This is a genomic window from Streptomyces sp. 2-1, assembly GCF_048564895.1.
Taxonomy (GTDB): domain Bacteria; phylum Actinomycetota; class Actinomycetes; order Streptomycetales; family Streptomycetaceae; genus Streptomyces; species Streptomyces phaeochromogenes.
The window spans coordinates 4,371,700-4,392,783 of record NZ_CP183383.1 but is presented as its reverse complement, the minus strand read 5'-3'; the positions used below and the strand labels follow the sequence as shown (position 1 = coordinate 4,392,783).

18 protein-coding genes and 2 tRNA genes are annotated in these 21,084 nt (G+C 70.0%); 12 read left to right on the top strand and 8 right to left on the bottom strand.

Annotation, left to right across the window (positions count from 1 at the left end; all coding sequences use genetic code 11):
* Window positions 1–106: 106 nt before the first annotated feature.
* The 5 genes from ACN20J_RS19240 (at window position 107) to ACN20J_RS19220 (ending at window position 4,788) form a co-directional block, all read left to right on the top strand.
* Window positions 107–1,252: an ROK family transcriptional regulator gene (locus ACN20J_RS19240; RefSeq protein ID WP_189843393.1), complete on the top strand. Its 1,146-nt coding sequence runs from the start codon at window positions 107–109 to the stop codon at window positions 1,250–1,252.
* Window positions 1,253–1,708: 456 nt separating this feature from the next.
* On the top strand, window positions 1,709–2,437 hold the full coding sequence (locus ACN20J_RS19235; protein WP_364192645.1) for a hypothetical protein: 729 nt from the start codon (window positions 1,709–1,711) through the stop codon (window positions 2,435–2,437).
* 170 nt (window positions 2,438–2,607) lie between these two features.
* The gene (locus ACN20J_RS19230; RefSeq protein ID WP_189843391.1) at window positions 2,608–3,387 is read left to right on the top strand and encodes an HAD-IIA family hydrolase; all 780 of its coding nucleotides are present in this window, start codon (window positions 2,608–2,610) and stop codon (window positions 3,385–3,387) included.
* Window positions 3,388–3,471: 84 nt separating this feature from the next.
* Window positions 3,472–4,116: a hypothetical protein gene (locus tag ACN20J_RS19225; RefSeq protein WP_190227755.1), complete on the top strand. Its 645-nt coding sequence runs from the start codon at window positions 3,472–3,474 to the stop codon at window positions 4,114–4,116.
* A 6-nt stretch (window positions 4,117–4,122) separates the two neighbouring features.
* On the top strand, window positions 4,123–4,788 hold the full coding sequence (locus tag ACN20J_RS19220) for a class F sortase (protein ID WP_189843389.1): 666 nt from the start codon (window positions 4,123–4,125) through the stop codon (window positions 4,786–4,788).
* A gap of 317 nt (window positions 4,789–5,105) precedes the next feature.
* Here ACN20J_RS19220 and ACN20J_RS19215 read toward each other — a convergent pair whose 3' ends face one another.
* Complete coding sequence (locus ACN20J_RS19215; protein ID WP_419666400.1) at window positions 5,106–5,903, bottom strand: GAF and ANTAR domain-containing protein; 798 nt, start codon at window positions 5,901–5,903, stop codon at window positions 5,106–5,108.
* A 167-nt stretch (window positions 5,904–6,070) separates the two neighbouring features.
* Here ACN20J_RS19215 and ACN20J_RS19210 point away from each other — a divergent pair, with 167 nt between their 5' ends.
* Window positions 6,071–7,111, top strand: coding sequence for a glycoside hydrolase family 6 protein (locus ACN20J_RS19210; protein ID WP_189843387.1), 1,041 nt, complete (start codon window positions 6,071–6,073; stop codon window positions 7,109–7,111).
* A gap of 106 nt (window positions 7,112–7,217) precedes the next feature.
* Here the strand turns inward: ACN20J_RS19210 and ACN20J_RS19205 are convergent, their stop codons facing one another.
* The 4 genes from ACN20J_RS19205 to ACN20J_RS19190 all read right to left on the bottom strand — a co-directional run bounded on the left by ACN20J_RS19205 (window position 7,218) and on the right by ACN20J_RS19190 (window position 12,435).
* Window positions 7,218–9,155 (bottom strand): kelch motif-containing protein, encoded by a 1,938-nt coding sequence (locus tag ACN20J_RS19205; protein ID WP_190227757.1) that lies wholly within the window; start codon window positions 9,153–9,155, stop codon window positions 7,218–7,220.
* Between the two features lie 89 nt (window positions 9,156–9,244).
* Window positions 9,245–11,236: a glycosyltransferase family 2 protein gene (locus ACN20J_RS19200; RefSeq protein WP_189843385.1), complete on the bottom strand. Its 1,992-nt coding sequence runs from the start codon at window positions 11,234–11,236 to the stop codon at window positions 9,245–9,247.
* Window positions 11,237–11,551: 315 nt separating this feature from the next.
* Window positions 11,552–12,262, bottom strand: a complete 711-nt coding sequence (locus ACN20J_RS19195) for a FadR/GntR family transcriptional regulator (RefSeq protein ID WP_419666399.1) — start codon at window positions 12,260–12,262, stop codon at window positions 11,552–11,554.
* Between the two features lie 96 nt (window positions 12,263–12,358).
* Window positions 12,359–12,435 (bottom strand) — tRNA-Lys (locus ACN20J_RS19190).
* A gap of 185 nt (window positions 12,436–12,620) precedes the next feature.
* On the opposite strand from ACN20J_RS19190, the gene ACN20J_RS19185 reads away from it, so the two are divergent.
* The 6 genes from ACN20J_RS19185 to ACN20J_RS19160 all read left to right on the top strand — a co-directional run bounded on the left by ACN20J_RS19185 (window position 12,621) and on the right by ACN20J_RS19160 (window position 19,017).
* A complete protein-coding gene (locus ACN20J_RS19185; protein ID WP_419666398.1) occupies window positions 12,621–14,009 on the top strand; it encodes a peptidoglycan-binding protein in 1,389 nt (462 codons plus the stop codon).
* Between the two features lie 100 nt (window positions 14,010–14,109).
* On the top strand, window positions 14,110–15,282 hold the full coding sequence (locus ACN20J_RS19180; protein WP_419666397.1) for an SPFH domain-containing protein: 1,173 nt from the start codon (window positions 14,110–14,112) through the stop codon (window positions 15,280–15,282).
* Window positions 15,269–15,940 carry a nucleoside/nucleotide kinase family protein gene (locus ACN20J_RS19175; RefSeq protein ID WP_189843381.1) on the top strand — a complete coding sequence of 224 codons (672 nt, stop codon included), beginning with the start codon at window positions 15,269–15,271 and terminating at the stop codon, window positions 15,938–15,940. The genes ACN20J_RS19180 and ACN20J_RS19175 overlap by 14 nt, the downstream gene beginning before the upstream one ends.
* A gap of 65 nt (window positions 15,941–16,005) precedes the next feature.
* Window positions 16,006–16,608, top strand: coding sequence for a lytic polysaccharide monooxygenase auxiliary activity family 9 protein (locus tag ACN20J_RS19170; protein WP_189843380.1), 603 nt, complete (start codon window positions 16,006–16,008; stop codon window positions 16,606–16,608).
* A 135-nt stretch (window positions 16,609–16,743) separates the two neighbouring features.
* The gene (locus ACN20J_RS19165) at window positions 16,744–17,274 is read left to right on the top strand and encodes a DUF3592 domain-containing protein (protein WP_246575031.1); all 531 of its coding nucleotides are present in this window, start codon (window positions 16,744–16,746) and stop codon (window positions 17,272–17,274) included.
* A 69-nt stretch (window positions 17,275–17,343) separates the two neighbouring features.
* On the top strand, window positions 17,344–19,017 hold the full coding sequence (locus ACN20J_RS19160) for an AMP-binding protein (protein ID WP_419666396.1): 1,674 nt from the start codon (window positions 17,344–17,346) through the stop codon (window positions 19,015–19,017).
* A gap of 72 nt (window positions 19,018–19,089) precedes the next feature.
* On the opposite strand, the gene ACN20J_RS19155 is transcribed toward ACN20J_RS19160, so the two are convergent.
* The 3 genes from ACN20J_RS19155 to ehuA all read right to left on the bottom strand — a co-directional run bounded on the left by ACN20J_RS19155 (window position 19,090) and on the right by ehuA (window position 21,079).
* A tRNA-Lys gene (locus tag ACN20J_RS19155) sits at window positions 19,090–19,163 on the bottom strand.
* An 87-nt stretch (window positions 19,164–19,250) separates the two neighbouring features.
* Window positions 19,251–20,012: an IclR family transcriptional regulator gene (locus ACN20J_RS19150; protein WP_190227762.1), complete on the bottom strand. Its 762-nt coding sequence runs from the start codon at window positions 20,010–20,012 to the stop codon at window positions 19,251–19,253.
* 257 nt (window positions 20,013–20,269) lie between these two features.
* Window positions 20,270–21,079, bottom strand: coding sequence for an ectoine/hydroxyectoine ABC transporter ATP-binding protein EhuA (gene ehuA, locus ACN20J_RS19145; RefSeq protein WP_189843377.1), 810 nt, complete (start codon window positions 21,077–21,079; stop codon window positions 20,270–20,272).
* Window positions 21,080–21,084: the final 5 nt, after the last annotated feature.

The following is a 21,084-nucleotide window of genomic DNA, read 5'->3' as shown; positions in this document are numbered from 1 at the left end:
CCAAAGTGCAAGCGCGGGGGACAATGGGGCTGTGGACGTACGCGACACAGGCGTACGCAGTGCAGGTGCACGCGGCACAGGCGCACGCGGTACAGGGAGGAACTGAGTGGCTGGGATCGGGGCTGGTTCCGGAGCGGCCCGGGTGGGCGGCGGGGTGAACCTGCTCGCGCTGCGCAGTCACAACGCCGCCCTGCTGCTCGATCTGCTGCGACGCGCCGGGCGTACGGGGATGAGCCGCCTCGAACTCGCGGAGCGTACGGGGCTGACGCCTCAGGCCGTCAGCAAGATCACCGCCCGCCTTCGGGAGGACGGGCTGGTGACCGAGGCCGGGCGGCAGGCCTCCACGGGCGGCAAGCCGCGCACGGTGCTGCGGCTGGTGCCGGAGGCCGGGCACGCGGTGGGGCTGCACCTCGACCGGGACGAGCTGCGGGTCGTGCTCGTCGATCTCACCGGGGCGGTCGTGGGGGAGCGGTGTGCTCCGCTGGATCTGGGGGCCGGGGCGGACGCGGTGTTCGACGTGGTCGTGGCGGAGTTCGGGGAGGTGGTGGCGGGGCTGGGGACGGGTGCGGAGGGTCAGGCCGTTGCCGGGTCCACCGTTCTCGGGGCCGGTGTCGCCATGCCCGGGCCCCTCGATCACACGCATGGCGTGCTGCACCGGGTGACCGGGTTTCCCGAGTGGGACGGCTTTCCGTTGCGTGATGCGCTGGCTCGGCGGCTCGGGGTGCCGGTCGTGCTGGACAAGGACACGAATGCCGCTGCGCTCGGGCTGGCGGTCGGGGGTGAGGCGGGGGCCTTCGCCTATCTCCATCTCGGTACGGGGCTGGGGGCCGGGCTCGTCCTCGGAGGGGCCGTGCATCGCGGGTCCCGGACCGGGGCGGGCGAGTTCGGGCACCAGGTCATCCAGCTGGACGGGCCGCCGTGTTCCTGCGGCAACCGGGGGTGCGTCGAGGCGTTGTGCCTCGCGGCGGTGGCCCGGGGGGATGTGGACGAGGCCGCGCGGGTTCTTGGGGAAGGGGCCGCGAATCTTGTGGGGCTTCTCGACATCGACCTTGTGCTGCTGGGCGGGCGCACGGTTGCCGCGGAGTCGGCGCGGTTCGTGAGGGGGGTCGGGGCGGTGCTTGATGCTCGGGCTCGGCGGGAGGGGGTGGGGATGCCTGTGCCTGTACGGGTTGCCTCCGGCGGGGTGCGGGGGGTTGCTGAGGGGGCGGCTCAGTTGTTGTTGGTGCCGTTGTTCGGGCGGGGGGAGGGGTGAGTTGTCGGGTGCGGGTGGGAGGGGCTGGGCGCGCAGTTCCCCGCGCCCCTAAAAGCGAAAAGATTGCGCCGTTCCCCGCGCCCCTGAAAGACGAAGGATTGCGCCGTTCCCCGCGCCCCTGGAAGCGCTGGAAGCGAAAGGGCTGCGCCGTTCGCCGTGCCCCTGGAAGACAAAAGATTGCGCAGTTCCCCGCGCCCCTGAGGTGGGTCGGCCCTGCCTTGCGCTGGGCCGATCGGGCGCAACCTCCGCCTCCGAACGGGCCCCGTGCCAGCGTGCCGGAGTTGGTGGGTGGGGGTGGCGTGGCAGGCTCCCGTGTCCATGCGACTGAGCAAGCCTGTTTGTCTCGCTGTCAGTGCTGCAGCCGCCCTCGTTCCCGTGCCCGCCGATGCCGCGGCCGGGGTGGATCAACGGCCGGGGCGGCCCACCTGTGCCGAGCCTGGGGGCGGGGAATTTCCCGTGCGTACGCGGATCCATGGGGGGCCCGCCGAGTACGACGCCGGGGGCGGGTTCCGGACCTGGTACATCGATCTCACCAACACCACCGACGCGACCTGCGGGAACATCCATCCGGTCGTCGTCCTCGTGGACGGGAAGCGGGCGTTGCGGCCGGAGCAGCCGCGGCTCGAGTTCTACGACGGGGAGCGGCCCCGCCCCGTCGGCTTCGAGCGGACCGAGCAGGACGAGAACATCGGGGTCCTCGGCGGCCCCGCGAGCGCGGCCAAGGGGGCCGAAGCCGAAGAGGCTCCCTTCCCCGGGTTCACCGTGGCGCCCGGCGCGACCCTCTCCGTCAAGGTGCGGCTCGCGGTCACCTCGGACGCCGTGGCCAACGACGTCGTCGCGCACGCGGCCGTCGTGCAGCGGCAGGGGGACGACGGCGACGACGGCGACTGGGTCGGGCAGTCGAACGACTACCGCTTCCGCATCCTCGGAGAGGGTGAGGGGGAGGAGGGAGACAGCGACGGGGTCGGGAAGGGCGAGGTCGGCGGCAAGGACAGTGCCGGCAGCACTGGTGGGCGGGACAGCGCCGACGCCTCCGGGCGCGTACCGGACGGCATTCCCTTCGCGGAGGAGCTGGCCCGGACGGGGCTGCACTCGACCCGGGGGATCCTCGCCGCGACGGCCGGCGCGCTCCTGCTCCTCGGCGCGGGACTGGGCGCACTGCTCGCGGCCCGCCGCAGGCGCTGAGGGCGCCGCGGGAGTCGCGGGATTCTCTGCCCGGGCTGCAGGCCGCCCCCTCCACCAAGATCGGGCGGATGGCTAGTCTGGAGGCGTCGGCACACAGCTGTGACGGCGTCCCCCACACCCGCGGCAGACCCGCACGGCTCACGCAGCACGCGTACGGCAGGAGACGGCACATGGCAGAGCGCAAGCCCATCGAATCGTGGCTCACCGACATGGACGGGGTGCTCATCCACGAGGGCGTGCCGATCCCCGGCGCCGACGCCTTCATAAAGAAGCTCAGGGAGTCCGGGAAGCCCTTCCTGGTGCTCACCAACAACTCCATCTACACGGCCCGCGACCTGCACGCCCGGCTGCGGCGGATGGGCCTGGACGTGCCCGTCGAGAACATCTGGACGTCCGCCCTGGCCACCGCCCAGTTCCTGGAGGACCAGCGCCCCGAGGGCTCCGCGTACGTCATCGGTGAGGCGGGTCTGACCACCGCGCTGCACGACATCGGGTACGTGCTGACCGACCACGACCCCGACTACGTGGTCCTCGGCGAGACCCGTACGTACTCCTTCGAGGCCATGACGAAGGCGGTGCGGCTGATCAACGACGGCGCCCGTTTCATCGCCACGAACCCCGACGAGACCGGCCCGTCCGCCGAGGGCGCGCTGCCCGCCACCGGTGCCGTGGCCGCGCTGATCACCAAGGCGACCGGCAAGCAGCCGTACTTCGCGGGCAAGCCGAACCCGCTGATGATGCGTACGGGACTCAACACCATCGGGGCGCACTCCGAGACCAGCGCGATGATCGGCGACCGCATGGACACGGACGTCCTGGCCGGCCTGGAGGCGGGCATGGAGACCTTCCTCGTCCTCACCGGTCTCACCGGTCGGGCGGAGATCGAGAAGTACCCCTACCGCCCGTCCACGGTCGTCGACTCCATCGCGGACCTCGTCGACCGCGTCTGAGCCACCCGTACGGAGCAGCGGACCCCCTCCCCGGATGCGACCGCACGCCCCGAGGAGGACGCTCCAGGTATCTGGAGGTTCACGATGGGTTCACTGCGACTGACTCTCTGTGCCGGGGTGGTGGCTGCCGCCGCGCTCGCCCCCACCGCGTACGCGGCCGACGGGGGAGTCTCCGTGACCCCGGGGTCCCCCGCTCCCGGCAGCGACATCCAACTGCGGGTCAAGGGCTGCTCGGGGATGTCCGGCACCGCCGCGTCCGAGGCGTTCGTCGCCGACGCGCAGCTCACCGGGGCGCCCGGGGTCCTCACCGGCGAGACCCGCGTCCGCTCGACGCTCGACCCCGGCACGTACGACGTCAAGGTCACCTGCGACGGCTTCGAGGACAAGGTCAAGGGCGCCCTCACCGTCGTCGACAAGAAGCAGCGCGAGAAGCAGCAGAAGCAGCAGAAGCAGGAACAGAAGGAACAGCAGCAGAAGAAGGAACAGCAGGGGCAGAAGGAGAAGCAGCCCGGGGACTCGGCCGCTTCGCCCGTCGCGCCCGCCTCCCCCGTCGCGCCCGTGCACGCGGGCGGCGGCGGTACCGCGCGGCTCGCCGTCGTCGACGCCCGCTCGGAGGGGCCCGGTACCCGGCACGCGGTGGTCGGGCTGGTCCTGGCCGGTGTCGCCGCCGTCGCCGTGGCGGTCCGCAGTGCCCGTCGGAGTCGCGGGAGTACCCGCGGTACGGACTGACCGGCCATGTCCGACCGGGAACACACCTCCGGCGGCGGCCGGCTGCTCATGGGCGTGGCCTGGGCGCTGCTGCTCCTCGGGCTGTGGCTGTGGGGGCGCGAAGTGACCGACGTGCGCCAGGGCATATCCGCGCCGACCACGGGTGACGTGGCGGCGGTCGGACGGCCCCTCGGTGTCGAACTGCCGCCCGCGGCCGAGCCGTTGGGGGACGCGCGACCCCAGCGCGTCGACATCCCCGCACTGGGCGTGCAGGCACCCGTGGTGACCCGCGGCCTCGACCCCCGCGGGGCGGTCGATCCGCCGCCGTACGGACAGCCGGGGACCGTCGGCTGGTACGGGGACGGGGCGCGGCCCGGGGCGGCCGGTACCGCGCTGCTCGTCGGGCACGTGGACACCGAGACCCGGCCCGCGGTCTTCTACCACCTCAGCGAGGTACGGCCGGGCGAGACGGTCCGGGTGGTCCGCGACGACGGCAGGGTCGCCGAGTTCACCGTCGAGGACGTCCAGGTCTTCACCCGGGACCGCTTCGACGCCGAGAAGGTGTACGGGACACGGCAGACCGGCCGCGCCGAACTGCGCCTGATCACCTGCGGCGGAACCTTCGACCGGGCGAGCCGCGCCTACACGGCGAACGTGGTCGTCTCCGCGTACCTCAGCGGTACGCGTCTGTGAGCCCCCGCACCCAGGAAGCCTCGCCCGATCCCTCGTATCGCACCTGGCCCGGTCGACGACCCGCTCCCCCCGGAGCCGTCGACCGGGCTGGTCCTCGACCGTGGGCGCCCGGGCTGCGGGAGTAACCCGGCGGCCGGCACGGGAGGTTCAGGGGCCCGTCCGCGCGTCTCGGACGCGCATCGGGAATGGTCGGACAGCCGGGGGCCGGGGCCGTCTGATAAGACTCTAGTTCGGATGGGCGCTCCGGCCTAGGGTCTGATTGACGCCAAGTCCCGTACCGGTGGCGCTGTGTTATCCGTGCAGCTAGTCGCGGGGGTCTAGGCGGGTCCGGGGCGCTCGCGGCCCAGTTCGGAGGCGTCCTCCGTGCCCGCGATCACGTCCGTCGCGACCTCGTCGATGGGCAGCCGGTGACTGCGCGCGTACTGGCGCAGCGCGATGAACGCCTCGTCCATCCCGGTCCGCCGGCGCTCGGCGAGCATGCCCTTCGCCTGCTCGATGCGTACGCGGCTGGAGAGGGCCTCCTGCAGCTGGCCCGTCAGTGTCCGGTACTGGGTGAACACGCGGTGGTTGGCGAGCCCGAGGGCGGCCGCGTCGGCCAGGGTCTGCGCGAGGAGCAGCCCAGTCTCGTCCGCCGGAGACGGAGACGGAGACGGAGACGGAGACAGAGACGGGGACGGGTGGGCCGGACCCGGCACGAACACGTTGAGGGCGCCGAGCGGGGTGCCGTTCCGGCGCAGGGGCACCGCGAAGGTGCTCCCGATGTCGTACCGCAGCGCCCGTTCCGTGAAGTCGGGCCAGCGCGAGGAGGCGTGGGCCGCGCGGATCGCGACCGGCGGGACGGGTTCTCCGCTGCCGTAGCTCTCCAGGCAGGGCCCGCCGTGGTGCTGGACCTCCAACAGGTCCAGCGCCAGCTCCTGTCGGCGGCTGCTCACACCGAACGACACCGTCTCGCCGCTCTCGATCAGCATGATGCCGGCCGCGGAGGCGTCCAGGAGGGCCACACAGTGGTCGGAGAGCCGTCGCAGGTACGTCACCGTGTCGAAGGTCTCGGAGAGCGTGTCCGCGGCTTCCACGAGGGCGGCCCCCAGCCGGCCCTCCCGACTGCTGTGGTGCATGTCCGCGCCCTTCCCGAGTCCGGCCACCGCCCCCGCACGTCCGTCCGGCGCCTACCCGGTGGGAAGGGGGTGTAACAGCTAGTGGACAAGGCGCGGACGAGCTCGTGGGCGGACCGACACGTATGTCAGGATTGGGACTTCGGACGGTGCACCCGAGGGGGAGTTTGATGTACGGGAGCAGGGGGGCTGTGTCTCTTTTCGCCACTGGAGGGGTGGCAAAGGCGTCCGTGGCGGTGGCCGGAGCTGTGCTGCTGCTGGCGGGGTGTTCATCCTCGGACGGCGACGGCGAGAAGGACCAGTCGGGCGCCAAGGTGAGCCAGCAGCCCAAGGACAAGGACCCGTTCTGGGTCAATCCCGATGGGAACGCTGCCGAGCAGGTGGCCTCATATGTGAAGGACGGCAAGAAGGACGACGCCGAGCTGATCCGCAAGATCGCCGAGCAGCCCACCGGTGAGTGGCTCACTCCGGAGAACGCCGAGCAGGAGGCGCGCGGCTTCACCGAGGCCGCCGCGAAGGCCGACCGGGACGCGCTGCTCGTCGTCTACAACATCCCGCACCGCGACTGCGGCCAGTTCTCCGGCGGCGGCGCCGCCGACGGCAACGCGTACCGGGGCTTCATCGACCAGGTCGCCAAGGGCATCGGCGACCGGGCGACCACGGTGATCCTGGAGCCGGACGCCGTGCTGCACATGGTGGACGGCTGCACCCCGGACGAGTTCCACGAGGAGCGCTACGACCTTCTGCGGGGCGCCGTCGAGAAGTTCAAGTCCCTGAAGAACACCAAGGTCTACCTGGACGCGGGCAACGCGGGCTGGGGCAAGACCGACGACATCGCCGAGCCGCTGAAGCTGGCGGGCGTCGAGCAGGCCGACGGCTTCTCGGTCAACGTGTCCAACTTCTACACGACGGCCGACAGCACGAAGTACGGCAAGGACCTGTCGTCGAAGGTCGGCAACAAGCCCTTCGTGGTCGACACCAGCCGCAACGGCAACGGCCCGTACACGGAAGGCGATCCGGCGGAGAACTGGTGCAACCCGCCCGGCCGCGCCCTCGGTGAGTCGCCCACGACCAAGACCGACGACGACATCGTCGACGCGTACGTGTGGGTCAAGCGGCCCGGCGAGTCCGACGGGACGTGCAAGGGCGGCCCGAAGGCCGGCCAGTGGTGGCCCGAGTACGCACTGAAGCTCGCGAAGGCGACCAAGTAACAGCCCGTGGGCAACAGCTCGTAGGTGACCGCAGGCAACAGCGCATACGTGACTGGGGGCGCCCTCCGCCAAGGAGGGCGCCCCCAGTCACATCACTTGCTCCGGGTCAGGGAACCTTGACCCACTGGGCCTTGCTCGGGGTGCCCTGGTCGTCCGTGACGAACAGCATGTACCAGCCGGACTCGACGAGGTTGCGGCTCTTGGGCACGGTGACCTCGATGCCGTCCTTCGTCTTCGTGAAGTCCAGCGCGATGGACCGCTGGTCGACATCGGTGACGTGCGTCGACGCGCTCGGCCGGATCAGCCGGGCCGTCTTGATCGACGAGGCGTGCTGCGAGGTGAACGTCCCGGAGCCGCCGCGCTCGATGGTCTTGGGACCGCCCGAGAGCGAGGGCCGCGAACCCTGGTACAGATACGGCGGCGTGTAGATCTCGACGCGCTGCTCGAACTTGCCCGGCTTGGTGTTGGCCTTGTCGGCGTAGAGCGAGTCCGAGCCGAAGAACATCACGCGGCCGTCGGGCAGCAGGATCGAGCCCGAGTGGTAGTTCCGGCCGACCAGCGGGTCGGCGACCCGCTTGAAGTCGTTGGACTTCGAGTCGTACATCCGCGCCTGGAGGATGTTGGAGGCGCCGCGACCGCGGTAGTCCTCCGAGCCGCCGGACACCAGCACGTCGTCGTTGGGCAGGATCGAGTACTGCGGGTAGCGCGTACCCTTCTCCAGCTCGGGACCGTCGACGAACTTCGGGTCGTCGGCCAGCAGGTCGATGATGCGGGTCTTCTTGCTGGACCGCTCGGACTCGCCGACCCCGCCGCCGCCGATCACCATGTACTTCTCGTCCTGCGCGGGCGGCAGCAGCACCGTGCCCGCGGTCTCCAGGAGCTTCGGGTCGGACATGCCCTTGAGCTTGTTGAACTTGTTCGACTTCAGGTCCCAGATGCCCGGGTCACGGCCGACGTCGTCGGGGCCGTAACCGGCGTTCGCGCCCGAGTAGAACAGCTTGCCGTTCTGCATCAGGGAGATCGCCGGGTAGGTCGGGAACTGCCTGACGCCCTTGGTGTACGTCCACTTCTTGGTCTTCGGGTCGTACACCTCGTTCTTGCCCGGCACCAGCTGGCCGATCTCGTCCAGGCCGGAGAGGCTGAGGATCTTGCCGTCGGACAGGGTGGTGAGCGTCGGGTACCAGCGCGCCTCGTTCATCGGGTCGACCTTGATGTACTTCTCGGCGACCGGGTCGAACTCGTAGGCGTCCTTGATGCCCTGGAAGTCCTTCTTGTCCAGGGCGAGCTTCTCGGCGATGCCGTACGTGTTGCGCGCCTCCGCGCCCGACAGGCCCTGCACGCGGTAGTTGTCCTGCGTACCCGTCTCGTACTTCTTGCCGCTCTTCTGCGCCTCGACGTAGATCCGGCCCAGGCCGGGCTCGTTGCGCAGGAACTTGCCGGTGTCCGGGTCGAAGACCTTCTTGGCCCGCTCGACGACGACCGGGTCCTTCGACACGAAGGTCTTGCCGCCCTCCTTGCCTGTGAAGCGGGTGCCCGCGGGCAGGGTGATCGGCTTGTCCGGGTTCTCGTTGTGGACGACCATCAGGCCGCCGGCCTTGGTGATGTCGCCCTGGAGCTTCTCGTACCGCTTGGTGCCGCCGGCGATCAGCAGGTTGCCGTTGGGCAGCTGCGTGTGGCCCGTGCAGAACAGGTCGGCCGGCGTCGGGACCTTCTTGATCGTCTTCTTGACCGGGTCCCAGACACGCGTGTCGAACTTCTTCGCGTCGAAGTTGTCCTGGTTGTTGCCGGAGCCCGCGATCAGCAGGATCTTGCCGGTGTGCAGGAGTGCGGCGTGGATCGTGTTGAGCCGGTACTCCTCGGGGAACTCGACGATGTCCCACTTGCCGTTGGCGGCCTTGTACTCGGGCTTGTTGATCTTGTACTCGTGGTACTGATCCGTCCCGAAGCGGTAGAGCGCGGGTCCGTTCATCCCGGCCAGCGCAAGCACCACCGCCGCACCTATCGCGATGCGGCGGGCGCGGCGGCGGCTGGAACCGTCTTTCACTTCAATTCCCGTCTAACTTGTCTCGATGACTGGCGTACAAGGCTTTTCCGGCTGGGGGGTCCGGGGGTCGGCGGCGGAGCCGCCGGGACTCAGCCCCCGGATCGGGGCTGCCGTCCCCCGAGGGCGATCTGCACCGTCTGGTCGTTGCCCCCGCCTGCCGCCCAACTGGGCTTCTGCTGGGGCGTGTGCGGTGCGACCGGAGGCTGCTGCGAACTCTGCGGCTGGTGGGGAATGCGGCTGTCCTGCGGGGGTGCGGGCGGGTCCTGGGGACCGCCCTGCCGGTGCTTGCGCCCCTTCTTGTCCTGCCGCATCATCCAGCGCCAGGCGAACATCGGCGAGGCCGTGATGAGCAGCGCGAAGGTCGCCCAGATGATCATCGCCGGGTGGGCGTGACCGTAGACGAAGCCCGCGCCGATCGAACCGGCGAAGATCGCCATGAAGTACCAGTGGTACCGGAACGTCCCGAACCAGGTGTCCGGGCTCGCGGAATCGCCCTTCGGGGTGACCACGAACTTGCTCTTGCGACGCAGGACGGAGTCGATCAGCGCCTTCGCGTAGAGCGGCGCCGACAGCGCGGACATGATCATGCCGGCCACACCGCCGGAGCCCTCGGGCTCGTGCGGCGAGACGTTGTGACGGCGGTTCCAGACGTAGAGACCGATCTGCAGCGCCGAGGCGTTGCCGTAGAGCATCAGCCAGATCGCCGGGTCGATGTTCACACCCGAGGCGCCCAGACCCAGGAACAGCGCACAGCTCAGCGCCGCCAGGATCCAGTTGAGCGCCGACATCGGGTAGAAGATGATCATCATCGTGTAGTTGAAGAGCTTGCTCGGCGGAAGCGAGTACCAGCCCTTCCAGTACTGCTTGAGGATCGTCTCGTACGTCCCTCGCGACCAGCGCATCTGCTGGGTGAAGAAGTCCGTCCAGGCGTTCGGGCCCTCACCGACGGCCAGCACGTCCGGCGTGTAGACCGAGCGCCACTTCTTGCCCGTCGCCGGGTTCTTGTGGCGGTGGATCTCGAAGCCGGTCGCCATGTCCTCGGTGATCGAGTCGTACAGACCGCCGATCTGCTTCAGCGCCTTGATGCGTACGGCGTTGGACGTGCCGACGAACATCGGGGAGCCGTAGGCGTTGCCGGCCCGCTGGATCAGCGCGTGGAACAGGAACTGCTGCGACTCGGCGGCCTTGGTGATCGGGTTGTCGTAGTTGCCGTAGACCTGCGGGCCGATCACGAAGCCGACGTTCGGGTCACGGAAGAATCCGAGCATCCGCTCCAGGTAGTTCGGCAGCGGCACGTGGTCGGTGTCGACCGAGGCGAAGTAGTCGTAGTTGTCGCCGTGCGCGTCCAGCCAGGCGTTGTAGTTGCCGTGCTTGGTCTTCGCGCGGTGCGGGCCCTTGGGCATGTTCCACTTCGCGACGCCCTTGCGGGAGAAGTGGTGCACGCCGAGGCGCTCGCAGACCTCCCGGACCTCGGGGTCGTTGCCCTCGTCGAGCAGCCAGACATGCATGAGGCCGCGGTGGCGGATCTTGACCGCGGCTTCGAGGGTCTTCGTCACCATCTCCAGCGGCTCCTTGCCGGGCACGAAGGAGGTGAGGAAGGCCACTCTCGTACCGGTCTCGGGCACCACCGGGATCGGGTCGCGGGCGACCAGCGTGGCGTGCGCGTTCGACAGCACGTTCATGCAGCGGAAGAGCTCGATCAGACCGATCGAGACCAGCATCACGATGTCGAGCGCCGGCAGGAAGTCGAAGGCCGGGTAGTCGCGTTCGGTCCAGTGCGCGGGCTGGAGCAGCCAGACGAGCAGGACGAGCGAGAGCAGCGGCGCCGCGCCCAGCATCAGGGCAGCGCGCAGCCGGTGCGGCTCCTGCGAGAGCAGCGAGCGGTACTGCACCTTGTACGGCTGGGTCGGATCGGGCTGTGTGAGAGGCCCCGCAAGCCTGCTGTAGTGCTCGTAGTCGTATCTCGGCAGTGTCTTCTTGATTCTCCGGAAGCTGCCGGTCCGAGTCTGTGACGGCACCCTCAGTTGGGTGGTCTCGGACGGATCGGAGTTCTGCCGGGCGCCCGTCGGCGTCGACGTCATGAGTCATCCCCCCACACGCGAACCATCGCGTGCTCGTTGTTCCGTTCGCCTGCTCATGTCCCCCTAGACATTCACAGGCGCATCAACAGCAGGCCCCCGCCACCGCATCATCCACATACCCTATAGACACGGCGCACCGGCCTTCCGGTTGCATGATGCCCCCCTCGACATCCGTTCATGAACGGGGCCCCTATTCCCCGCCTTCGCACGCAACCGGTTCCCAGCCCCCAACTGCCCTGTAGCTGCAGCCTCTTGTCGCCCAGGGTTCTACGCCGTTCACCATGATCGCAAGATGCGAAACATGGTGTTTACCGGTCATACGCGCTCATTGGGGTGTCTGATGGTCTCGTTCGGTGTGGTTACGGTCAAGCGTGTACGGATGTTGCCGAAGTGTTCCCTTATCGCGTCCTCCGCCCTGGTCGCGTCGCCGGAGCGCACCGCGTCGAGGATCTCCCGGTGCTGCCGGCAGGTGACCTTCGGATCCTGAGGCAGCCCCACGAGATCCATGCGTACGCGGTGGAAGGCGTCCCAGAACGCCTCCAGGAGCTCGCTCAGCAGCAGGTTGCCCAGGCCCCGGTAGAGAGTGGCGTGAAAGGCGCGGTCGGTGTCCGCGAGACCGGTGCCCGCGGCTGCCTCGGAGTCCATACGGTCCACCAGGGCATCCAGTTCGGCGAGATCGTCCGCCGGGACCCGGCCCGCGAGCCGGACGATCAGCCCGGTCTCCACGGCCTCGCGCAGTTGCAGGAGCTGGAGCAGGCTGTCCTCGCCCCGGTAGTGCCCGGCGACCGTACGGAAGGCCAGGCCCTCGATCATCGGGGCCATGGACATCGGTCCCACATAGGTGCCGAAGCCGTGCCGGATCTCGACGATGCCCATCGCCTGGAGTGCCTTCAGCGCCTCGCGGACGGAATTGCGGCTGGCGCCGAGCAGCTCCATGAGCTCGGGCTCGGTCGGAAGGACGGCGCCCGAGGGCAGCCGACGGTCGATGATGAGCTTCTTGATCCGCTCCTGGAGGTCGCGCGCCATGGCCAGAGGGTAGCGGGCCGAAAGGGTTCGGCCATACGCGATCGGGTTTCGGCCGGATGCGAAGAGGCTCCTCGCCATGACGAGGAGCCTCTTCGGTGGTGCGCCGCCAGGGACTCGAACCCCGGACCCGCTGATTAAGAGTCAGCTGCTCTAACCAACTGAGCTAGCGGCGCGTGCTGCTCCGCAGACTCTACCGGACCCCGGCCCGTGCTCCGGGCCACCGCATTGAGGGGGGTGCGGGGCGGGGGTTCGCGGTTACATCATTTGGACCGTCAACATGCGACACCCGGTGACAGTTGAGAAACTGACGGACGTGCAGAAGCGCGGACTTTTCCACCAGGAGTGTGAGGGGAATCGCATGGCGGCTCCGGTATTCGAGGAATTCGATCCCGAGAGCGGCTGTGAATGCCCCGGATGTACCCACTGGCGGCTTGTGCTGCCACATTCCGTGGCCACCGGATTCGGTGGCCACCCGGCGGCCCACCGAGCGCTCGTCCTGGCCGCCGCGGCCGGCACGGCGCTCGGCGCGGGCCACGTCGTACCGGCCGTCGCGGCCGCCGCGCACGCCCCGCGGCTGCCCGGCGCCCCGGCGGCCGACGAACCCGACACACCGCAGGGCGGCAAGACCCCGCTCCACGGCCCCGGAGGCGTTCCGGCCAAGGTCAAGGCACCTCCGACGACCCGGGCCGAGATCATCAACCGGGCCAAGGAGTGGGTCGCCGCCGAGGTGCCCTACAGCATGAGCGCGTACTGGTCCGACGGGTACCGCCAGGACTGCTCGGGCTTCGTCTCGATGGCCTGGAACCTCGGCGGCAACGAATGGACGGGCAGCCTCGACAAGTTCGGCGTCCGGATTCCCCGGGAGCAGCTGGAGCCCGGTGACATTCTCCTGTTCCACAATCCGGCGGATCCCGAGAAGGGGTCGCACGTCGTGATTTTCGGCGGCTGGACGGATTACACGCAGGACTATTACATCGCGTACGAGGAGGCCCGCCCGCGCGCCCGCAAGCAGGCCACTCCGTACGCCTACTGGAAGTATTCGGACCGCTATCTGGCGTACCGCTACAAGGGGCTGAAAGGGGGAACCGAGGGTGAGGGTCCGGCTTCTCCCGCCGACCCCAAGACACCGGCCACCCCGACCACTCCGGCCACCCCCGTCACCTCGCCGGGGACGAAACCGGCGGCGCCGCCCTACCCGGGTGCGGCGGCCTTCGGGCCAGGGGCGACCAACGCCAGCGTCACCCGGCTGGGGCGGATGCTCGTCGAGCGGGGCGCGAGCGCGTTCTACTCGGCGGGGCCCGGTCCGAGCTGGTCGGAGGCCGACCGCAGGGCCACCCAGGCGTTCCAGCGTGCTCAGGGCTGGACGGGGGCGGACGCGGACGGGTTGCCGGGGCCGGCGACCTGGGCGTACCTGGTGAGCGACAAGGGCCGGGACATCGTCGCCCCGAGCGGCGGCAGTTCGGGCAGGCCGGGGCGGCCCCCGGCCGGAGGTGTCGCCTCGCACGGCGTCCCCGGCTATCCCGGGCGGGCGCTGTTCCGGCCGGGCGCCAGCAACGAGTACGTCACCCGGCTCGGGAAGCAGCTGGTGAAGAAGGGGTTCGGCAAGCACTACACGCAGGGGCCGGGACCGCGCTGGGGCGAGGGCGACCGGCGCAACGTCGAGGCGTTCCAGCGTGCGCAGGGGTGGCGCGGCGGTGCGGCCGACGGCTACCCAGGGCCGGAGACCTGGCGGCGGCTCTTCTCCTGAGGGCGATCTCTTGAGGGCTGGATCTCTTGAGGGGCTGGGCGGCTCCTGACGGCATTTCTCTCATGACAGTTCTTCCTGGCGCGGAGGCACGGAGGCACGTATGAGTACGACGACTGAACAGTCCCCGGAGTTCGAGGGGACCTCTGAGGCGGGCGGTCGGGACACGGGTGGCCGCGGGGCGCGGCTCATCCACAACGAGGCGACCACGGAGATCCCGGTCCACCTGCTGTTCCGCGACGAGCCCGAGCCGGTGTCCGTGCCGCTCGCGCCCGCCGTCGTGAGCCGGCGGCGCGGCACCGGCGAGCAGCCGAGGGTCACCCGGCGCCCGCCCTCCCCGGTCCGGCCGCGGCCGGTGGTGGAGGTCGACCCCGACCTGGTGGAGCGGCCCGCGGGTGTACTGCCGGGCACGGTCGGGGTACTGGCCGGTGCCGTCGGCACGGCCGGCTGCGTCCTCGCGTCCTGGTGGGCGGGTGTGCTGCCGCCGCTCGCCGTGGACGCGCTGGGGCTGCCGGTGCGGATGAGCGCCGCGCTCGGTGGACCGCAGTGGGCGGCGCTCGCCGGGGCCGGGGCGCTCACGCTGTTCGGGTTCGGCGGGCTGGCCCGCGGCCGTACCGGACGCGCCTGGGTGCTCGGCCTCTTCGGCCGCTACCGGGGCACGGTCCGGCGCACCGGGCTCATGTGGGTCAACCCGCTGGTGCTGCGCCGCCGGATCGACGTACGGCTGCGGCACTGGCGCAGCGACCCGATGCCGGCGGTCGATGCGAACGGGGTCGCGCTGCGGGTCGTCGTCCTCGTCGTCTGGCGGGTGCGGGACACCGCGCGCGCCACGCTCGGCGTCGAGGACCACCAGCGGTATCTGCGCGAGTGCGTGGAGGCTGCGCTCGCCCGGGTGCTCGCGCAGCTGCCGGCCGATGTCGCACCGAACTCGCCGAGGGCCGCCGAATCCGCGACGCTGCGCAACACCGAGGCCGTCGGCGACTCGCTGACCCGCATCGTGGCCGCGGACGCGGCGGCGGCCGGCCTCCAGGTGTTCTCGGCGCAGCCGCTGCGCGTCGAGTACGCCCCGGAGGTCGCAGCCGTGATGCAGCGCCGCCGGATCGCGGCACTCGACGCCCAGCACCGCGACAAGGTCCTCACCTCGGTCGTCGACTCCGTCGAGGACACGGTGACCCGGCTGACCGTGCGCGGGCTCGTCGAACTCGACGACTACGAGCGCAAGGCTCTGGTGAAGGACCTGACGGTGGCGTTCTATACGGGACATGGAGATCGCTGACCGCCGCACCCCCGCACCGAATCTCGTCAGTCTCGCCGCGTACGCCTGGAAACTGACCGCCGACACCCCCCGCGCCGTCCTGGGCCTCGCCGGCCCGCCCGGCGCCGGGAAGTCGACCCTCGCCCGTGCCCTGGTCGCACAGATCGGCGAGGGCGCCGCCTACCTCCCGCTCGACGGCTTCCACCTCTCCAACGCCCAGTTGGAGCGCCTCGGCCTGACCGCCCGCAAGGGCTCCGAGCCGAGCTTCGACGTGTGGGGCTACGTCGACCTGCTGCGCCGGGTCCTCGACGAGACCGGCCGCGACATCTACGTACCGGACTACGACCGCACGCTCGACGAGCCGGTCGCCGCGCGGCACGTGGTGCCCCCGGCGGCCCGGCTGATCGTCACCGAGGGGAACTACCTCGCCTGCGATCTGCCGGGGTGGCGGGACGCCTTTGTGTTCATGGAGGAGTGCTGGTACGTCGAGGCGCCCGGTGATGTGCGTCAGGAGAGGCTGGTGGAGCGGCAGTTGGCGGGTGGGAGGGACGAGGCGCAGGCCCGGGACTGGGTCGCGACCAACGACGACCCCAACGGCGAACTCGTGGAGAAGTCCCGGGACCGGTGCCACCGAATCCTCTCCACTATTGGTATGGACATGTTCAACAGTCAGCAATAATCTGGGACTTGGTCTAGACCTGCACGGCTCACGGAACTTCCCCCACGTTCTCCAGGAGCGGCAGCATGCGGAAACAGACGAAGTTGTACGCCGCCGCGGTCGGCCTCGCCACCACCGGAGCGTTCGTGCTCTCCAGTGGTGGTGCCACCGGCCACGGCTACACCGACCTCCCCATCAGCCGGCAGAAGCTCTGCCAGAACGGCTCCGTGACCAACTGCGGCGCCATCCAGTGGGAACCCCAGAGCGTCGAGGGCCCCAAGGGCTTCCCGGCGGCCGGGCCCGCGGACGGGCAGATCTGCTCCGGGAACCACACCAACTTCAACGCGCTCGACAAGGCGACGACGCCCTCGGGCGGTGCCTGGCCGACGACCAAGGTCAACGGCGGGCAGAGCTACACCTTCCGCTGGCAGTTCACGGCCCGGCACTCCACGACGGACTTCAAGTACTACGTCACCAAGAACGGCTGGAACCAGAACGCTCCGCTGACCCGGTCCGCGCTGGTCACCGCCCCGTTCCTCACCGTCCCCTACAGTGGCCAGCCGCCGGCGACGCTCTCGCACAGCGGCACCCTGCCGACCGGCAAGAGCGGTCACCACGTCATCCTCGCGGTGTGGACGATCGCCGACACGGCGAACGCGTTCTACGCCTGCTCGGACGTGACGTTCTGAGCGCCCGACACCCGTTCGCCGCGCAACTCTGAGCATCCCTTGAGGCTCTTGCCCACCCCCCACGGGTAGGTTCCACGCACGTCGACATGACCATGACGGCGTGCGTGGAGCTGTACCGAACATCGGGGGATGTCGATGGACTTCATGTTCTATGCGGTGCCGGGCCTGATCATGGCCCTGACTGTTTTCCTGGCTGTCAGGGTGATCCGCCGCGCGCTCGAGCTCAGACGGGCCTGGAACAGCGGGCTGACCGCCGAGGCGCGCTGCCTGCGCACGTACACGACGACCAGCGGCGGCAGCGGCGACTCCTCCGTGCGCACGACGCTGCATCACGTATACGAATTCACGGCACGCGACGGGCGCACCATCCGTTTCGAGGAGGAGGACGGGCCGGGCACGACGCTGGAGGGCGACATCGTCGTCGTGCACTACGCCGAGGGTGAGACCGTGAAGGCCACGGCCCAGGCGCCGAGCCACGTCAGGAACACGGCCTCCACCGTGGGCATCCTGGCGTTCCTCTCCGTGGTCGTGGTGTTCTGCGTCGGCTTCATGGTCACCTACAGCGAGGTCTTCGCCGACGACTCCTTCATGGGCGACGGCTCTTCCGTCAGCAAGGTGGACGAGCCTTCCTCGATCGACGACCTGCCGTACGACGAGTTGCCGTGACCCTTCCGAACCCGACCCTCCGCGCCTGACCCTCCACATCTGACGCTCCGTCAATTATGGTGCGCCTCCATGGGATCCAGGAGCGTGGGTACCGGCGCACGGACCGTCGCGGAGCTCGTACAGGACCGGTGGGGCGACCACCGGCCGGGGCTGTGGTTCGAGGAACGGACCCTGACCCACCACGAGGTGGCCGCGGGCGCGGCGGCGCGGGCCGCACTGCTGAGGGACCTGCTGCCGCCCGGCGCGGAGCCGCACGTGGGCGTGCTGCTCGACAACACCCCCGAGTACCCCCTGTGGCTGAGCGCGGCGGCCCTGGCGGGCGCGGCCGTCGCCGGGATCAATCCCACCCGCCGCGGCCCCGAACTCGCCCGCGACATCCTGCACACCGAGTGCCGCGTCCTGGTCACCGAGCAGGCACATCTCCCGCTCCTCGACGGACTCCGACTCCCGGGCGTACGCATGCTGGTGACCGACACCGAGGCGTACGAGCAGCTGCTCGCGCCGTACGCGGACGCGCGCCCCGAGCCGACGCGGGCCGCTCCGGAGAGCCGCCTCCTCCTGTACTTCACCTCCGGCTCGACCGGGGCGCCCAAGGCGGCGATCTGCTCGCAGGGGCGGCTCGCGGCGGCCGGGCGGTCGCTGGTCGACCACTTCGGGGTGCTCGCGGACGACGTGCACTACATCTGCATGCCGATGTTCCACGGCAACGCGGTCATCGCGGACTGGGCCCCCGCCCTCGCGGCCGGCGCGGGAGTCGCCCTGCGCCGACGGTTCTCGGCCTCGGGCTTCCTGACGGACGTACGGGCGTACGGGGCCACCTACTTCACGTACGTGGGACGGGCCGTGCAGTACATCCTGGCCACCCCCGCCCGGGCCGACGACCGGGACAACCCGCTGCGCACGGGCTTCGGGACGGAGGCGGGAGCGGTGGACGCGGCCGCCTTCGAGGAGCGGTTCGGGGTGCGGCTGGTGGAGGGGTACGGGTCCTCCGAGGGAGGCGCGGCGATCCAGCGGACGCCCGGCACACCGAAGGGGGCGATCGGGCGGGCCGCCCCGGGCGACGATCTCGCGGTGGTCGACCCGGTGAGCCGGACCGAGTGCCCCGCCGCGGCCTTCGGAGCCGACGGCAGACTGCTCAACGGCCGCGAGGCGATAGGCGAGTTGGTGAACCGCGGGCCCAACCCCTTCGAGGGCTACTGGCGCAACGAGGCCGCGGAGGCCGCCCGGCAGCGCGACGGCTGGTACTGGACAGGGGACCTCTTCTACCGGGACACCGACGGATTCCTCTACTTCGCGGGGCGCACGGACGACCGGCTCCGCGTCGACAGCGAGAACCTGGCCGCCGCCGTGATCGAGAACATCCTCGCCCGCTACGGGGACGCCGCCGCCGTCGCCGTGTACGCGGTGCCGGATCCGGTGGCCGGAGACCAGGTCATGGCGACCCTGGCGTTGCGGGAGGGGACGGACTTCGACCCGCTCCGGTTCGCCGACTTCCTGCTGGCCCAGCCGGACCTGGGCACCAAGATGGCCCCCCGCTTCGTACGGATCGTGGACCGAATGCCGGTCACCGCCACCAACAAGATCCACCGGGTCGGGCTGCGGAGGGAGGGGTTCCGGTGCGCGGATCCGGTGTGGTGGCGGCCACCGGGGGAGTCCGGGTACCGGCGGCTGGACGAGGCGGACCTGGCGGAGCTCGTGGCGCGGTACCGGGCGCGGGGACGCGAGGAACTGCTGGTGAGGTAGGGCCGGAGCCCCTTCGACGCCGGGGGAGGGGCAACGCAGAAGGCCCCCGCTCTCGCGGAGGCCTTCCTTCTGTGCGCCGCCAGGGACTCGAACCCCGGACCCGCTGATTAAGAGTCAGCTGCTCTAACCAACTGAGCTAGCGGCGCATGACTCTCGCCAACCGCTTTTCGCGGCTGGCGACAGAAAAAATAATACCTGGTCCGTGAGGGTGCTCCGGACCACGCCGCCTGCGGTCAGATCGCGAGCGAGAGCAGTACCGGTGCCGCGCCCCGGTTCAGGGTGGCCGCCGCCTCGCGCAGGCGGTGGGCGTGGGACACCGGGAGGGAGAGGGCGAGGCAGCCCACGGCCGAGCCGGCCGTGATGGGGACCGCCGCGCACACCGTGCCGACCGCGTACTCCTGGAGGTCGAGCACGGGCACGGTGGGTGCCTGGGCGTCGAGCCGGGACAGCAGGGCCCGCTCGTTCGTGATCGTGCGCGAGGTGAGGCGGGCCATCCTGTGGCGGGAGAGGTGGTCGCGCCGGCCGTTGAGGTCGAGCTGGCCGAGGAGGCTCTTGCCGATCGCGCTGGCGTGGGCGGCCGAGCGGAAGTCCACCCATTCGTTGACCGCGGGGGTGCTCGGGCTGTCGGCCCACTGGGCGACGTGGATCTCGCCGTCCACGTACCGGCTCATGTAGACGGCGGCGCCGACCGAGTCGCGCAGCCGGTCGAGGTTCCGCTGGAGCTGGGCGCGCAGGGCCTCGTCCCGGCCGTGTGCGGAACCGAGCCTGCCGAGCGCCGCTCCGGTGACGTACGCCCCGTCGGCGATCTGCTCGACGTACCCCTCGCGGCGGAGCATCCGCAGGAGCGTGGTGAGGCGTTCCACGCCGAGGCCGGTGAGGCTGGCGAGTTCGGCGTCCGTGACACCGGTGGTGTGCCGCGCGGCCACGGTCTCCAGGACGCGCAGGGCGTCCTGGGTCGAGTGGTACGGCACGGTCGGCTCGTGCTTCAGCGCCACGGTGGGTCCCCTTGCGCTTTTCGGCCCGGCTTTCACTTCAACGCAGCCCGGACGGCCGGGCCCCCTCCACGATAACCGCCAAGAGGTGTACGTGGAGGGGCTGTTGGCGAGATTGGTGGCGCGTTCCAGTCCCCTCAACAGCGGGGCATCCTTCTGGCATATGCCAAAGTCATGCCCCATCGGCTCGGCCTCGGAACCCTGCCGTCTCCACTTCTTGAAGACCGGCGGTGACGCTCCCCGAAGGGCTGCACGAAGGACTACAGCACCGCGCCGAGGAACTCCCGCGTCCGCTCGTGCTCCGGGTCGCCGAAGATCTTCTCCGGCGGACCGGACTCCAGGACGCGCCCCGAGTCGAACATCAGCACCTGGTCGGAGATGTCCCGGGCGAAGTTCATCTCGTGGGTCACGCAGAGCATCGTGATGTCGGTGGTGCGGGCGATGTCCCTGAGCACGTCGAGGACGCCCGCGACCAGCTCGGGGTCGAGCGCGGAGGTCACCTCGTCGAGGAGCAGGACCTGCGGCCGCATCGCCAGGGCCCGCGCGATCGCGACCCGCTGCTGCTGACCGCCGGAGAGCTGGCTCGGGTACTTGTCGATGTGCTCGGTCAGCCCGACCAGTTCGAGCAGCTCCCGGGCCCGCTCCTCGGCCGCGTCCTTGGACATGCCGAGCACGGTGACCGGCGCCTCGGTGATGTTGCGCAGCACCTTCATGTTGGGGAAGAGGTTGAACTGCTGGAAGACCATCCCGATGTTCTTGCGGACCTCGCGGATGTGCTTCTCGCCGGCCGGGACCAGCTTGCCGTTCTTCTCCTCGTGGGTGAGGTAGTCGCCGTTGACCTTGATAGTGCCCTCGTCGGGCTTGGCCAGGGTCATCAGCAGCCGCAGGATCGTCGTCTTGCCGGAGCCGGACGGGCCGATCAGCGTGACGTGCTTGCCGGAGGCGACCGAGAAGTCGAGCCCGTCGAGGACCACGTTGTCCCCGAAGCGCTTGGTGACCTTGTCGAAACGGATCAGCTCGCTGCCGTCCGTCGCCGGGTTGGCGTCGGAGTTGGCGTCGGGCTCTTTCATCAGAG